Origin of the sequence: Streptomyces sp. NPDC058052 (genome assembly GCF_042885515.1) — a bacterium.
In the GTDB taxonomy this organism is placed as follows: Bacteria; Actinomycetota; Actinomycetes; order Streptomycetales; family Streptomycetaceae; genus Streptomyces.
This window is the reverse complement of sequence record NZ_JBHVRX010000002.1, coordinates 483,496-499,669: the sequence shown is the minus strand read 5'-3', so window position 1 is coordinate 499,669 and position 16,174 is coordinate 483,496. Positions and strand designations below refer to the sequence as shown.

Annotated in this window: 6 protein-coding genes and 1 pseudogene; 5 read left to right on the top strand and 2 right to left on the bottom strand. The window is 71.8% G+C overall.

What is annotated here, in order from left to right; all coding sequences use genetic code 11:
• The 4 genes and pseudogenes from ACFVU3_RS04760 to ACFVU3_RS04745 all read left to right on the top strand — a co-directional run.
• Positions 1 to 1,836: pseudogene (locus ACFVU3_RS04760) on the top strand (hypothetical protein); the annotation flags it as partial.
• Positions 1,837 to 1,966: 130 nt separating this feature from the next.
• Positions 1,967 to 3,145 carry an acyl-CoA dehydrogenase family protein gene (locus ACFVU3_RS04755; RefSeq protein WP_390063648.1) on the top strand — a complete coding sequence of 393 codons (1,179 nt, stop codon included), beginning with the start codon at positions 1,967 to 1,969 and terminating at the stop codon, positions 3,143 to 3,145.
• A 182-nt stretch (positions 3,146 to 3,327) separates the two neighbouring features.
• Positions 3,328 to 13,947 (top strand): LamG-like jellyroll fold domain-containing protein, encoded by a 10,620-nt coding sequence (locus ACFVU3_RS04750; RefSeq protein WP_390063646.1) that lies wholly within the window; start codon positions 3,328 to 3,330, stop codon positions 13,945 to 13,947.
• Entirely contained in the window at positions 13,925 to 14,446 is a 522-nt protein-coding gene (locus tag ACFVU3_RS04745; RefSeq protein WP_390063645.1) for an SMI1/KNR4 family protein, read from the top strand. The genes ACFVU3_RS04750 and ACFVU3_RS04745 overlap by 23 nt, the downstream gene beginning before the upstream one ends.
• A gap of 39 nt (positions 14,447 to 14,485) precedes the next feature.
• Here ACFVU3_RS04745 and ACFVU3_RS04740 read toward each other — a convergent pair whose 3' ends face one another.
• Together ACFVU3_RS04740 and ACFVU3_RS04735 are read right to left on the bottom strand one after the other, a co-directional pair.
• On the bottom strand, positions 14,486 to 14,767 hold the full coding sequence (locus ACFVU3_RS04740; protein ID WP_390063644.1) for a pyrimidine/purine nucleoside phosphorylase: 282 nt from the start codon (positions 14,765 to 14,767) through the stop codon (positions 14,486 to 14,488).
• Positions 14,768 to 14,872: 105 nt separating this feature from the next.
• A complete protein-coding gene (locus ACFVU3_RS04735; protein WP_390063642.1) occupies positions 14,873 to 15,472 on the bottom strand; it encodes a GNAT family N-acetyltransferase in 600 nt (199 codons plus the stop codon).
• A gap of 86 nt (positions 15,473 to 15,558) precedes the next feature.
• On the opposite strand from ACFVU3_RS04735, the gene ACFVU3_RS04730 reads away from it, so the two are divergent.
• Complete coding sequence (locus ACFVU3_RS04730; RefSeq protein WP_390063640.1) at positions 15,559 to 16,146, top strand: thioredoxin domain-containing protein; 588 nt, start codon at positions 15,559 to 15,561, stop codon at positions 16,144 to 16,146.
• Positions 16,147 to 16,174: the final 28 nt, after the last annotated feature.

The window sequence follows — 16,174 nt, the reverse complement described above, 5'->3', positions numbered from 1 at the left end:
ACGGTGGCGGAGTACGCGGGGGAGCGGCTGGACGAGGCGGGGGAGCGGGCGGCGGTCGAGCGGGCCCACCTCACGCACTACCGCGAACTCGTCCGGACCCGGGACCCCGACCTGCGCGGCCCCCGCCAGACCGCCACGCTCGCCCTCTTCGAGCGCGAGCACGACAACGTGCGCACGGCCCTGCGCACGGCGCTCGCGGCCGGGGAGGAACAGGAGGTCCTCTGCCTCGTCCACTCCCTGTCCTGGTTCTGGCAGCTCCACAACCACCAGCACGACTCCCGTACCTGGTCCGCCGCCGCGAGCGGCTTCGGCGCCGACCCGTTCGGCCCGGCGGCACCGCCCGCCGAGCCCGTCCCGGGCCGCTGCCACGACGTCCCGCCGCCGTGGTCGGGCGAGCGGCTGCGGGAGGCCCGGCGCGGGGTCCGGCTGTACGCGCTCGCCGCCCAGGGCGGCTCCGGCGCCACCGCCCTGGAGCAGGAGTCCGACGCCCACGCGCGGCTCGGCGCCATCGTCGACGCCTACCGGCCCGGCCTGCCCCAGACCTGCCGGCAGCCCGGCACCGTCTGGTTCTTCGCCCGGCTGATGACCGGAGGGCTCACCGGCCTCGACGACGCCCTCGGCCTCCTCGTGGACGCCTGCCGGGCCGACGGCGACCCGTGGGACCTGGCCTTCGCGCTGCTCATGCGCGCGCGGCTCGCCGGCGACGGCCCGGAGGAGGCCGCCGAGGCCCTCGCCCTCTTCGAGGCCGCCCGGGACGCCTGGGGGATCGCCGAGTCCCTCGCGGCGCGCGGGGAGGCGTACGAGCGGGCGGGACGGCTCGCCGAGGCGGCCGCGGACTTCGCCCGGGCCGCCGCCGCGGCCGGGGAGGCCGGGGCCCGCTCCCAGGTGCACGTCTTCACCGCCCGCCTCGCGGCCGTACGGCTCCGGCTCCGGCCCGGCGACGAGGAGGCGGAGCGGCTGCTCGCCCACGCCGCGGAGGAGGCCGCCCGGTGGGGCGCCGAGGCGGCGGGCAGCGGCCGGCTGCTGCTCGCCCAGCACTACGCCCACACCGGCCGCACGGGCCTCGCGCACGAGCAGCTGGGACGGGCCGAGACCGAGTTCGGCGACCACACCCCGGCCCTGTTCTGGGGGCTCGTCGGCGGGATGCGGGCCTGGGTGGACTGCCTGGACGGCGCGTACGGGCGGGCCCTGGACCGGCTGGCCCGCGCGGTCGACGACCTGGAGGCGCTGGCCCGTCTGGTGGCGCCGTACCTGGTCGTCGCCCAGTTCGCGACGGGGGCCTGGGCGCTCGGCGGGCGCGGTCGCCCCGGCGACGCCCCGGCCGGTGCCCGGCTGCTCGGCGCGTACGACGCCCACGAGGCCGGGGGCGCGGGCGGCGGCTTCCGCCCGTGCACGCCGCAGACGGAGGAGCTGATCCGGCGCCGCGCGGAGGCCGTCCTGCGGGCCGCCCTGGCCCCGGAGGAGTACGCCGCGGGGTACGCGGCGGGCGCGGCCCTCCCGGTGGGGGAGGCGGCCGCGCTGCTGCGGCGGGCTGCGGGACCCGGGGCCGGGGCGGGCGCCCGGATGCGGGGCGGGGGTGCGGACACGAGAATGGCGAGTGCCGGGACCCACCCGCAGAAGCATGGAGGAGACGGCATGAACGCTGAGCCCGACGAGAAGTCCCGGGGGGACGTACCGACGCCCGACCGGCTGCTGCATTCCGGTTCGGAGGGCGAGTTCTCGGCGGAGGACGTGGTGCTCGCCTCCGGCCGGGACGTGACACCGGAGACCCTGGCCTGGGCCGAGCGCCGGATGGCGGAGAAGGGCCGCGCCTCCCTGGACGAACTCCTTCCCTAGCACCGTACGAGGGGGCCCGGGCCGGCGCGGCAGGTGGCGCCGTCCCGGGCCTTCCACATTTATGGAACACGTTCTACCGTGTCGGCCGTCGTGCCGAGGGACGACGACGACGCCGCCACGGGAGGCCGGGATGCACCTGCAGTACACGCCGGAACAGAACCGCCTGCGCGCCGAGCTGCGGGCCTACTTCGCGGAGCTCGTCCCCGAGGACGTGCACAGCCGGTACGGGGACCCGGCCGCCCAGAAGCGGTTCTACCGCGAGACGATCCGCCGCCTCGGGACGGACGGCCGGCTCGGCGCCGGCTGGCCCGCCGAGTACGGCGGGAGCGGCCTGACGCCGATGGAGCAGTTCATCTTCTTCGACGAGGCGGCCCAGGCGGGCGTGCCGCTGCCGCTCATGGCGCTGAACACGGTCGGCCCGACGATCATGCAGTTCGGCACGGACGAGCAGAAGGCGTACTTCCTGCCCCGCATCCTCTCCGGAGAGATCGACTTCGCCATCGGCTACAGCGAACCGGACGCCGGCACCGACCTCGCCGCACTCAAGACCCGCGCGGTACGGGAAGGGGACACGTACGTCGTCAACGGGCAGAAGATCTGGACGACCAACGGCGACACCGCCGACTGGGTCTGGCTCGCCGTCCGCACCGACCCGGACGCGGCCCCCCACAAGGGCATCACCATGCTCCTGGTCCCGACCACCGACCCCGGCTACTCGTGCACGGTGATCAACACCCTCGCCTCGCACGACACCACCGCCAGCTACTACGACGACGTCCGCGTCCCCGTCACCCGCCGCGTCGGCGAGGAGAACAAGGGCTGGCGGCTCATCACCAACCAGCTCAACCACGAGCGCGTCACCCTCGCCGCCCACGGCACCATGGCGATCCGCGCGCTCCACGACGTCCGCCGCTGGGCCGCCGGCACGCTCCTCTCCGACGGCCGCCGCGTCCTCGACCTCCCCTGGGTCCGCCGCACCCTGGCCCGGACCCACACCCGCCTCGACGCGATGAGGCTCCTCAACTGGCAGATGGTGAACGCCGTCCACCGCGGCACCCTCACCCCCCAGGACGCCTCCGCCGTCAAGGTCTACGGCTCCGAGGCCCGCCGCGACGCCTACGCGGCCCTGATGGAGGTCGTCGGCGCCGCCGGCGCCCTCAAGGACGGCTCCGCCGGCGCCGTCCTCCACGGCGAACTCGAACGCGGCTACCGCTCCGCCGTCATCTTCACCTTCGGCGGCGGCAGCAACGAGATCCAGCGCGAGATCATCTCCTGGATCGGCCTCGGCATGCCCCGCGTCCGCCGCTGAGGGGCGGCGCGGCCCGTCGAGGAGGAGAACCCGTGATCATGTCGTGTTGATCATGATCACGACATGATCACAAGTCTTGATCAAGTGAACCCGGCGTCGCTCTACTGGCCCCCTTGGCAACATGTTCCCTGGGGGGCTCCGTGCGTTCCGTGCGGTTGGTTTCAGTCGCAGTCGCCTTCTTGATGACCGGCCTGGTCGGCGCCGAGGGGGTGGCCGCGACGGAGAGGATCGGCGCGTCCTCCCGGACGGTGTCCGGCGAGACTCCTGAGCAGTCGTGGGGGTCGGCCGCGGGCCGCTCGCACGGTGCCGCCTCCGGAGCGACGTCGGCAGGCTCCGGCGGCGGCCGGGACGGGCACAAGCCGGGCGCGGGGGAGCTGCCTCCCGAGCCCGACGCCTCGCCCGCGCTGCTCGTACGGCCCGGGACACCCCAGGTGGAGACGGCACCCGCCGCACCGGTGGTGGAACGGCCACGAGGCTTCGACCCGAAGAGCAGCCGCGAGATCGTGACCGACCGCGCCCCCATGTCGCGCACGTTCCGGAACGCCGACGGGACGCAGACGACCAAGTTCTTCGAGGACCCCGTCAACTACCGGCGTGCCGACGGCGAGTGGCGGAGCATCGACACGTCCCTGAAGCCCGTCGGCCAGGGCGGTCACCTCGGTCGTGCCGCGACCTCCGCGACCGGCGGATGGAGCATCACCGAGGGCGATGCCGCCACCGCCTTCGCCGGCCACGCGGACGGCTCCCCCCTCGTCTCGATGAACGTGGGCGGCACCGAGTCCATCGGGTTCGCGCTGCGCGACGCCGCGCATGTTCCCGGCGTCGTCGACGGAAGCGTGATCACGTACCGGGACGTCCTCCCGTCGGCGGACGTGCAGTTCGTGGCAGGCGGCGACTCCGTCAAGGAAGTCCTGGTGCTCAAGGACGCCGACGCTCCGCAGGAGTGGGTCTTCCCCCTGCACGCGCCGGGATTGACTGCCGCTCTGGAACCCACGGGCGCGGTCGCGTTCACGGATGTCACGGGCAAGTTGCGCGCCCGGATCCCGGCCGGCTGGATGGAGGACGCGAACGTCGCCCCCCACTCCAACCAGGGAGAGATCTCCGACGGAGTCCGGTTCGAACTCACCGAGGTCGACGGCGGGCAGGCCCTGAGGGTGAAGCTCGACACCGCGTGGCTCCATGACCCCCGAAGGGCGTTCCCCGTCAAGGTGGACCCGACCGTGGTCAACGTGTCGGCGGTGGCCGCCTCGTCGGGGACCTACGTGGAGGCCCCGTACAACGTCAACTTCTCCGGTGACACGGTCCTCAAGACCGGGACGTACGACGCGGGAGGTCACAAGGCGGCGGCGTTCCTCCACTTCGCCGGCGTCGAGACCACCCTCAAGAACGCCTGGGTGCTCGGTGCCAGCCTCGCGCTCTACAACACATGGTCGTACTCCTGTACCGCTCGCCCCGTCACCGTCCACCCCGTGACCGCCGGCTGGTCCGAGTCCACGACCTCCGCCTACCCCGGACCGGCGACCGGGGCGTCCCTGGCGTCGAAGAGCTTCGCCCATGGGTGGCGGCCCTCGGGGCAGACCGCATACCCCTGCGGCGGCGCCGCCTGGGAGGGCATCAACCTCGGTGCGGCCGGCCGCCAGCTGGTCGACGACTGGACTCACGGTCGCAAGAAGAACTACGGCCTGGCCGTGAAGGCGTCGGTCACCGACTCCTACGGATGGAAGAACTTCGGCTCCGACGACTACCCCAACGGAAAGCCGTCGCTCGACGTCACCTGGACCAAGTACGGCGCCGGATACCAGCTCGGTACCTTCGTCACACCCATGACCGCCACCACCGAGGGCGCCTTCAAGTTGACCGTGACCAACCGCGGCCAGGAGATCTGGCCCGCCAACGGAAACTACAGGCTCCGCTACCGACTGTACGACTCCGCGGGCAAAGAGATCACCGACGCCGCCAAGATCCGCTGGACGGCCATGCCGTCGAGCGTCGCTCCGGGCGCCGCCGTGACGATCGACGCCAAGGTCGCGCCGCTGGTCCCTGGCACGTACACGATCGCGTGGACCATGGACGACTACGGGACCTCGACCTTCAGCGCCGCGGGGATTCCGACCGCGAGCGTGAAGATCTCGACCGTCAACATCCCGCCCGCGGTGACGGGCCTGGCACCCGCGAGCGGCACCGTCGTCGACACCCTCACGCCGACCCTGTGGGCGTCGGGTACGGACCGCGACCGTTATCCCAAGGCTCTTGAGCACCAGTTCGAGGTCTGCGAGGTCGACGGCGCCGACACCCGCAAGAACTGCCGCATGGGCCCGCGCGGCGCGTCCGCCCAGTGGAACATCCCCGCGGGATGGATGACCTGGTCGAAGACGTACGCGTGGTACGGCTACGTCTTCGACGGGGCGGCCCTCTCCGTCCGGCCCGGCCCGTCACTCCTGACGACCCAGGTTCCCCAGCCGCCGATCACGGCACACCTCGGGACGTCGGACACGGGACGCGAATTCGGCGAACGCAACGGCAACTACGCGACCGCCGCCACCGACGCGTCCATTCCCACGGTCGGCCCCGAGCTCTCCGTGACGCGGACCTACAACTCCCAGGACACCAGGACGGGCAGCGCCTTCGGCACCGGGTGGGCGACCCGCTGGGACATGCGTGCTGTGCCGGAGAGCAGCGGAAGCGTCCTCATCACCCTTTCCAACGGCGCCCAGGTCCGCTTCGGCCGCAACTCCGACGGCGGCTACGCCGCTCCCTCCGGATCCATGGGCCTCCTCAAGGCCGGCGCTTCGGGCGGCTGGACCCTCAAGGACGCCTCCGCCAACCTCTACACCTTCGACACCGCGGGCCGTCTGACGAAGGTCAGCGACGGTCATGGCCGGAGTCAGCAACTGACCTACACGGACGGCAGGCTGACCGCGGCGACCGATGTCCTGTCGGGGCGCCGCATCACCTTCACCTGGTCCGGCGGCCACGTGGTCTCGGCGCTGACCAGCCCCGTGGACGGGGCCGGCACGAGCCTCGCCTGGACCTACACGTACGAGGGCGACAATCTGGTTCGGGTCTGCCCGCCGGGCACCACGACCGGGTGCACCCGGTACACCTACGAGAGCGGGAGCCAGTACCGGAACCTCGTCCTCGACGCCGGCCCGGTGGGCTACTGGCGGCTCGGCGAGACGACCGGCGAGACGGCGGCGAGCGAGGCCGTGTCCAGCACCGGCATGAAGGAGGGCCTGTACCGCGACGTCACGCAGGGTGCGGCGGGCGCCCTCGCGGGCACCACCAACAAGGCCGGCACCTTCTCCCAGGCCCACGTCGAGCTGCCCGACTCCATCCTCTCCCGGTCCACCGCCCTCTCCGTCGAGATGTGGTTCAGAACCGGCCGGTACGAGGGCGTGCTCCTCGGCTTCCAGGACGCCCCACTGGGCGACGCCCCGGGCGCCGACACCCGGCCGGTCCTCGAGATCGACCCCAACGGCTACCTGGTCGGCGCTTTCGACACGGTCGGCACCTCCGAGAACGCCATGTCGTCCGGCAAGGCGGTGGACGACAACCAATGGCACCACGTCGCCCTGACGAGCAACGGCACGAGCCAGACCCTGTACGTCGACGGAGTGTCGACCGGGACGCTCGCCGGCCCCGTCGACCACGGCGGCAAGACCTACACCTACCTGGGCGCGGGATACTCCAACCGCATGTGGGCCACCGGGGAGGGCGACCGCCACTTCGCCGGCGCACTGGACGAGGCCGCGGTCTACCACCGGGCGCTCGACGCGGGCACCGTCAAGGAGCACTTCGCCGCCCGCGGCGGTTCGTCCCGGCTCACCGAGGTGACCCTCCCCTCGGGGCGGACGGACGCGCGGATCACCTACGACGGCACCACCGAGCGGGTCACCGAGGTCGCCGATGCCGCGGGCACCTGGAAGCTGTCCGCACCCACGTACGCGTCCGGCTCGCAGGGCTACACCAGCGCGGTCCGTGACGCCGGAGCGGTCGACCACTGGCGCCTCGGCGACAACAGCGGCGCCGTGGCGCGCGACGAGATCGCCACGGGCACCGACGGCTCCTACCGGAACGGGGTCACCCTGGGGGAGATCGGCGCGTTCTCGGTGGGGGACGACGGGGCGATCGGCCTCGACGGAGCGGAAGGCGCGGTCGAGGTCCAGGGCGATGCGCTGGAGACGTCGGCAGCGCTCTCCGTCGAGCTGTGGTTCCGCACGGACCAGGCCGAAGGCGTCCTGCTCGGCCTCCAGAACACGGCGCTCGGCACCGCACCCCAGAACTACAACCCGAGCCTGCTCGTGGACGCCAACGGAAAGCTCCGCGGCTCCCTGTGGCGCGGTGCCCCGGGAGCACCCGTCATCAGCAGCGCCGCCGTCACGGACAACACCTGGCACCACGTGGTCCTCACCGGCGGCACCACCGGCCAGACCCTCTACCTCGACGGCACCAAGGTCGGCTCCATGCCGGGCGCGGTGAAGCCGGAGACCCTGGCCCATGTCTACCTCGGGGCGGGACACGCCACCCCGGGCTGGGACGGATCCACCACCTCCGGGGTCAAGTACTTCGAAGGGGCTCTCGATGAGGCCGCCTTCTACGCCAAGGAACTGAGCGCGGCCACCGTGATGGACCACTACCGGGCACGGACCCGCCTGGTCACCGGTAACGGCGACCAGTACCGGAGCGCCGTCCTCGGAGACGCGCCCGCCGGATTCTGGCAGCTCGACGAGGTCACCGGCACCCAGGCGTCGAGCACCGTGGCGGCGAACGACGGCACAGGCACGTACACCAGGACGACCCTGGGCACCACCGGTGCCTTCGGAATCGGCGACGGCTCCGCCGCCGAATTCAACGGTGACGGCTACGTCGAGATCCCCGGACTCGGCACCAGGACCACTGACGTCACCGTGGAGGTCTGGTTCAGAACGGCGAAGCCGGGCGTGCTGGTCGGCGACCAGAGCCGCACGCTCGCCGGCGCCACCGCCACCTCGGGCACCTGGACACCCGTGCTGTACGTCGGCGCCGACGGCAGACTCCATGGCGAGTACCCCTCGCCGGGGGTTACCCCGTCGAACGCGTCGTCCGTCACCGTCACGGACAACGCCTGGCATCATGCCGCCATCACCGCGAGCGCCGGCACGCAGAGCCTCTACCTCGACGGCACCCGGGTGGCCGTGAAGACCAACGCCCCGGTCAACCAACAGTCGAACAGCCGCACGTTCATCGGGGCGGGCTTCGCCAGGACCTGGCCGTCGCCCCCCGCCGACGTCAGCTACTTCACGGGACAGATCGACGAGGCGGCGGTGTACCAGCACGGTCTCACCGAGCAGCAGATCTCCGACCACTACGCGGCGCGCTCCCTCGCCGGCGGATCGACGCTGGCGTCGACCGTCACCGTCACCGACCCCACGGGCATTCGCACCAGCGCCACCTACGACATGGTCCGCGGGCAGCGGCGCGTGGCGACGACCGACGCCGCCGGCGGGATCACCCGGTACGGATACGACGCCGGCGGGTACCTGCGCACGGTCACCGACCCGAACGGCCACTCCACGGTGACCGGCCACGACGCCCGCGGCAACCCCGTCGCCCAGACCACGTGCCGTGACGCCGACTCCTGTTGGACCTCCTACGAGGAGTTCTACGACAACCCGGCGGACCCGCTCGACCCGCGGAACGGCAAGCGGACCGCGACCCTCGACGCTCGCTCCAGCGGGCCCAAGGACTTCCGCTACCGGACGACCATCGGCTACACGGCCCAGGGCAGGCCGGATCGGCTGACCCTGCCCGACGGCCGGACGTCGGCGACGGCCTACACCACCGGCAGCGAGCCGGCCGCGGCCGGAGGCAGTACCCCCGCCGGACTCGTCGCCGCGACGACGACCCCCGAGGGCGCGACGACCACCTACGCCTACTTCGCCAACGGCGACCTGGCACGCACGACGGCACCGTCCGGACTGGTCACCGCGTACGCCTACGACGGCATCGGCCGGACGACCTCCGAGACCCAGCGATCCGACACCTATCCGGACGGCGTCGTCACCACCTTCGGGTACGACGCCCAGTCCAGGGTCGTCCGGGAGACCGGCACCGCGACGAAGAACGAGATCACGGGGACGACCCACACCACCGAGGTCCGCACCCGCTACGACGCCGACGGGAACCTTCTCGACGAGAGCGAGGTCGACCTGACCGGCGGCGATCCGGCGAGGACCACCACTTACCACTACGACGAGCGTGGCTTCAACGACACCGTCACCGACGCCGAAGGCCACGTCACCACGTACGGCTATGACGCTCTGGGCCAGGTGACGAGCGAGCAGGACGCGCTCGGCAACCGGGTCGTGCACAGGCTGACCTCGCGGGGCGACCTCGCGGAGACCGTCCTCGAGGGCTGGACGGGAGACCCTTCGGGCGAACCGCGTGACCTCGTCCTGGAATCCCATGCCTACGACCCGGCCGGACGCCTCGCCTCGAGCACCGACGCCCTGGGGGCGACCACCAGGTTCACGTACTACGACGACGGGCTGCCGGCCACCTCGACGGCCCTGGGAGTGGAGCAGTCCGACGGGACGCGCCGGGACGTCGTTCTGGAGGCGAACACGTACGACGGGGCCGGCTACCTGGTCAAGCAGGTGACCGACGGCGGAACCTACACCGAGACCCACACGGTGGACGCCACCGGACGCGTCGTCCGCACCGTCACGGACCCCGCCGGGCTCGCACGCACCACCGACTACGTCTTCGACCGCGACGACCGCGTCACCGAGATCACGGAAGGGGCCGCCACCCCCGAACGGGTCTCGCGACGGCTCGTCTACGACAGCGCGGGCAACGTCACAAGCTCGTCCCTCGTCTCCGGCACCGTCACGCTCACCACGAGAAATGCCTACGACCGTCGCGGACTACTCCTCAGCAGCGTGAGCCCGCGAGGTACCAAAGCGGGGGCCGAGGCGAGCGCCCACACTACCGGGTTCCGCTACGACGCCCTGGGCCGGCTCGTGGAACAGACCGCGCCTCCGGTGACGACCGAGACGTACGGGTCCGCCCCGCAGCAGTCCCGGCCGACGATCGGATGGGGCTACAACGCCTTCGGCGACCCCACCGACGCCCGGGACGAGACAGGCGCCGTCACCCGCACCGAGGTCGACAGGCTCGGACAGGGCACCGCGGTCACCCTGCCCTCCTACACGCCGCCCAGCGGAGCCCCGGTCGTTCCGGTCCACCGCGCCACCTACGACGCGCTGGGACGCAGGACCTCGGTCTCCGATCCGCTGGAGCGCACCACGCACTACGCCTACGACCAGTTGGGCCGGGTTGTCCTGAGGACGGATCCGCAGCCGGCCGCCGCACCGAACCTCCTGGCCGCCCCCGGCTTCACCGGGCTGACCGGCCGGACGGAGACGCTCGGCGGTGAGGGCACCACCCGGTACACCTGGACCCCGACCGGGCTCCTCCTCTCCACCACCACACCCACCGGCGCCCGCACCGAGGCGACCTACGACGGCCTCGGCCGCCAGCTGACCGCGACCGCGGTGGAGCGTTTCCCCTCGCTCCAGCACCTCACCACACGCTTCGCCTGGGACGACGCGGGCAACCAGAAGGCCGAGACGTCGCCTTCGGGCCTGACGTCCACGGCCACGTACAACGCGATGGGTGAGACCGTCACGTCCACGGACCCCGGCGGCGGCGTGACCCGCTACGGCTACGACGCCCTCGGCCGCCAGACAGAGGTGGTCGACCCGACCCTGCGCAGAAGCACGTTCACCCACAACCTGCTCGACCAGGTCACCGAGGCGACCGACCACGGCACGGGAACCTCCCCGCTGCGCACCTTCACCAGCACCTTCGACGAGGAGGGCAACCTCACGGCCGCCACCACACCGACCGGCGGGCGGACCACCTTCTCCCACGACGCGCTGGGACGCGTCACCCGGCAGGCGGAGAAGCTGTCGGACACCGACGAGATCGCCGTGGGCTTCGGTTACGACGACCGAGGCAATCTCACCCGCTTCACCGACGGCCGCGGCGTCTCCGTCCATCACACCTTCAACACCTGGGGACTCCCCGAGTCCACCGTCGAACCGGCGACGCCCCGGCACCCCGCCGAGGGCGACCGCACCTGGACGCGGGTCTACGACATCGCAGGGCAGGTCGTCACCGACAACCTTCCCGGTGACGTCAGCCGGCACCGCACTTACGACCAGCTCGGCCGGCTCGTACGGGAGACCGGCTCGGGCGCGGCTGCGGAGACACGCCCGCGCGTCCTCTCCTACGACGCCGACGGTCGGCTCGTGGGCGCCGGAACCGACGGGTTCGGCTTCGGGAACACCTACACCTACAACGACCGCGGGATGCTTCTGAGCGCCTCCGGTCCTTCCGGTGAATCCCGGTACACCTACGACGCGGATGCCCGGATGACCTCGCGCACCGACGCGGCGGGGTCGTCGCAGTACGTCTATGACGGCGCCGGCCGACTGGACCGGGCGACGGACCCTCTGACCGGGACGCAGGTGCGGTTCGACTTCGACGCGGCCGGCAGGCCCGTCCAGGAGCAGTACGCGCGTGAGACCGACGGGCAATCCATCACCGGCGCTCTCCGCTCGTACGGTTACGACAGCTTGGGAAGGCTGACATCGGATGTGGTCACCTCCGCCGGGAGCGGCGCCACCGTCACCGGAACCACCTACGGCTACGACCTCGACGACCGGCTGGTGGGGAAGACCGGAGAGGGCACGGCGGGCGCAGCGGAGCACTCCTACGGCTACGACCTGACGGGCCGGATGACCTCCTGGACCAGTGGTGGGGCCACCGTTCCGTACACATGGGACAAGGCGGGCAACCTCACGCGGCGCGGCGACATCACCGGTGCGTACGACGCGCGCAACCGGCTGGAGACCTGGGGAGAGGAGACCCACACCTACACCGCGCGCGGCACGACCGAGTCCGTGGTCACGAGCGAGAACGACGTCCGGCGCGTGGAGTCCGACGCGTTCGAGCGCACGGTCTCCAACGGAACGGCCACGCTCACGTACGACTCGCTCGACAGGGTTCTGACCTACGGCGGCACCGCGTTCACCTACGACGGAACCTCCCACGACCTCGTGTCGGACGCGACGAACCTCTACAGCCGCACGCCGCACGGCTCCTTGCTCGCCGCCGCCCAGGCAGGTCCCGGAGCCGCGCAGCTCGTCGTCAGCGATCAGCACGGCGACGTCGTCGCGGGCCTTACGCCCGACGGCACTTCGGTCGCCGCCTCCCGCGCCTACGACCCCTTCGGCAAGGTCACCGCCACCGAGGGGGACAACCCGGCCGTCGGTTTCCAGTCCGGATGGACGGACCCCGGCACGGGTGAGGTCCACATGGCCGCCCGCTGGTACCAGCCGGAGACGGGCGGCTTCACCTCTCGTGACACCTGGCAGCTCCATCCCGACCCCTCGGCTCGGGCCAACCGGTACGCGTACGGCGAGGGCGAGCCGCTCAACGGCACCGACCCGACCGGCCACGCCGTCGACCCGCGCGGCGGTGGAGGTGGAGCGCCCGGCGGCGGTGGTCGCGGCGGAGGCGCCGGATCCGGCGGCGGAGGAGGCAGCACCGGACGCGCGCCCAAGCCGACCCGGGTGTCGGGCACGCGTACCGGGTCCCGCGCCAGCAATCAGGAATGCTCCAAGTACTCCAGCCGCTGCCGGGTCAATGTTCGGGGCACCAAACCCGGCACCAAAGCGAGCAACCAGGAGTGTTCGAAGTACACCAGCCGCTGTCGGGTGAAGACCACGCAGACCAACCGCAAGCCGAAGGGCTGTGCGTACTACGGCACTTGCCGCAGCACCAAGGCTCCGTCCCGCAACCGGGGTAACAACAGCGGAGGCACGGTCAGGACCGGCAGTGGGAGCCGCGGCAAGCAGACGACCACGCGTGGCAGTGGCAGCGGGCGTAAGACCGGCAGCGGCGGGACGAAGACGACCCGGCGCCCGACGTCGACGCGGCCGCCGGCGCCCAAGGTCCCCCAGAACACCAACCAGGGGAAGTTCCCCCGCCCGGCGCCCTCCCGCCCCCAGCCGAAGCCACAGATCGACACCGCGGGCCTGCGGCAGCAGTCACTGCAGAACACCCGGCACCTGGGCGCCGTCCTCGACCGGATGGTCGTCGAGGCGTCGGATCCGCTGGTCCCCGTCGACGTCGACGGTCTGGAAGAGCTGGAGCTGATGTTCCCGGACGAGACGATCGACACCGACCAGGGTCATGGCGGATCCGGATACGCGGGCTCCCGGAAGAGAGTGCGGCAGTCGTGCACGCTCGACTTCCCGTCCACCGATCCCGGCTTCTACTACGCCCCGATGACGAGATTCGGCCCCGACCCGGGGGACTGCAGGGCGACGGGAGCGGTGGCGACCATCGACGAATTCGACCTCCGACCGTTTAGGCTCGACCCGAAATGGGATCCGGCTGGATTCCGCAGCCTTCCTCTCCTGAACCGAGCTCGGCTGCACCTCATCGGAAACCAGATGGGTGGAGCCAACGACACCATGCGGAATTTCGTCGCCGGATATCAGGACCCCGCGAACAGCCCGCAGATGAGGGATCTCGAGAACGACATCGTGGGTGCGGTCCGCGACGGGGAGAGCGTGCGCTACGGAGTGCTTCCCGTTTATGGAGGATCGAATCCAGCAATACCTACGCAAATTGAGATGTACGCGGTGGGTGACGGGGGATATGTCCTCGACTGCACGGTCTACAATAGGCCGACCGGTGGAGTGAGCTGCAGGCAAAGGAGTTCCGGTGGACGTCTCTCGATTCCATAGTCTGATCGGCCCGCCGCGGAGAAACGGCGACGTCGAGCGCGACTGGGCCGATTTCGAGAGCCGGATCGCGGTGGAACTGCCGGGGGACTACAAGGCGTTCGTCTCCGCCTACGGTTCGGGGTGCGTGAACGATCAGGTACTCCTCTTCCACCCCAGGGGCGACAAGGAGGAGGGCCTGAATCTCGACGCCCTGATCCGGTCCGCCGGGTCGAACTACGCGGTGCTGGCGGAGAGCGGGCCGGAGCACAAGCCGTTCCCGCTCCATCCCGAGCGAGGCGGATGCGTCGCCATCGGTCGGTCGTACGGGGGGAACCATCTGTTCCTGTCTCCGCCGGGGCCGGACCGCGACCGGTGGTCCGTCGTGGTCGAGATGGGGGAGTGGGCGGTCTTCGACATGTCCTTCACGGAGTTCCTGTGGAAGGCGCTGAACGAGGAGACGTATCTCCCCGTCGTCGAGGGGGAACCGTCGTTCGAACCGCTCGGCGCCCTCGACGCCTGAGGGTGCGGGGCGCCGGCGCAGGTGCCGGCGCCCGCCGGGTCAGCGGTACTCGCAGAGGTACGCCGTCTCCACCGCGACCTTCAGCTGGAAGGAGCTGTCGCCGGGCACCTCGAAGCGCTCCCCGGACGCGTAGGTGCGCCAGTCGCCGGAGCCGGGCAGCAGGACCGTCAGGGCGCCGCTGACCACGTGCATGGTCTCGGGGGCGGCGGTGCCGAACTCGTACGCGCCCGGAGCCATGACGCCGATCGTCGCCCGGCCCTCCTCCTGGGCGAACGCGATCGACTTGACGGTGCCGTCGAAGTACTCGTTGACAGTGAACATGGGCGTCCTCGCGGGAGATCGTCAGGGAAAGGGGTGGCCGGCCGCTCGGTTCCGGCGGCGGGCGGGGCAACCCTAGCCGCGGCGGACGGCCGGCGGACGGCCCTCTCAGTGGGCGGACGCCTCGCCCGCCGACGCCTCGTCCCCCGGTCCTCCGGCCGCCGGCTCCTCGTCCTCCTGGCCCTCGTCCGCCGTCAGCGTCCGCTGGAGCAGGATCGTGTCCAGCCAGCGGCCGTGCTTGTGGCCCACGGCCGTCAGGCGGCCGGCGTCGGTGAAGCCCAGGCGCCGGTGGAGGGCGACCGACGCGGCCGTGCCCGAGTCCGCGATGACGGCGACCACCTGGCGGACGCCCGCCCGGGAGCAGCCGTCCAGGAGCGCCTCCATCAGGGACGCGCCCAGACCACGGCCCGTGCGCTCCGGGGCGAGATAGACGGAGTTCTCGACGGAGTGGCGGTAGGCCGGCTTCGGACGCCAGGGGGCGGCGTACGCGTACCCGGCGATCCGGCCCGCTTCCTCCGCCACCAGGAAGGGCAGGCCGCGGGCGGCCAGGTCGTCCAGCCGGGACCGCCAGAAGGCGAGCGGCGGCGGCGTCTCGTCGAAGGTGACCACCGTGTGGTCCACGTAGTGGGAGTAGATCGCGGCCACCGCGGCGAGGTCGCCCTCGGTCGCGGGGCGGATCAGCGGGGAGGGAAGGTCCGGGGCGGTCATTCCGCCGATGGTAGGCGGCCCCCGCCGGGGCCCGGCGGGGGCCGTCAGCGGTCGTGCCGTTCGTCCTCCCGTGCGAAGCTCGTCCCATGAATCCCGCGCATACGACCGGTGCCCACGGCGCCGCTGTGTACTACGGGGACACCGACGCCCCGCACGTCCTCCGGGTCTTCCTGGAGCTGCGCGACCCGGGCAGCCGCCGCATGGCCGAAAGCCTGCTCGGGACCTTCCGCGCGGGCGCCGACGAGGGACGGTTCGTCGTCCGGTTCCACTTCGCGGCCTCCCTCGACGACACCGTCGGCGGCAGCGGGTCCCGGCGCGCGGTGGCCGCGCTGGGCGCCGCCAGCGACGCCGGGCAGGGTCCGTTCGCGGAGTACCTCGCCGCGCTCTTCGCCGCCCAGCCGTTCCCGCCGGGCGCGGACGACCGGTTCGCCGAACCGGCCGCGCTGCTCGACATCGCGAGCGGAGTGCCCGGACTGCGCTCCCCGGACTTCGACCGCAAGGTCACCGAGGGCACCTACCTGTCGTGGGCCGGCCAGGTCGTCGCGAACTTCACCGAGTTCGGCATCCTCGGCACGCCCGTCGTCCGCTACGACGAGGAGGACCTCGCCGTCGGCGGACCCGACGACACCCCGGTCATCTCCCCGGCCGACTTCCTGCGCCGCATCGCGGGCTGATCCGCGATGCCGCTCCTCACCCGCCGTG

Bases quoted from the DNA above. Each gene is read 5' to 3' on its own strand.
- ACFVU3_RS04755 (WP_390063648.1), top strand. From the start codon at position 1,967: ATGCACCTGCAGTACACGCCGGAACAGAACCGCCTGCGCGCCGAGCTG.
- ACFVU3_RS04750 (WP_390063646.1), top strand. From the start codon at position 3,328: ATGACCGGCCTGGTCGGCGCCGAGGGGGTGGCCGCGACGGAGAGGATC.
- ACFVU3_RS04740 (WP_390063644.1), bottom strand. From the start codon at position 14,767: ATGTTCACTGTCAACGAGTACTTCGACGGCACCGTCAAGTCGATCGCG.
- ACFVU3_RS04735 (WP_390063642.1), bottom strand. From the start codon at position 15,472: ATGACCGCCCCGGACCTTCCCTCCCCGCTGATCCGCCCCGCGACCGAG.
- ACFVU3_RS04730 (WP_390063640.1), top strand. From the start codon at position 15,559: ATGAATCCCGCGCATACGACCGGTGCCCACGGCGCCGCTGTGTACTAC.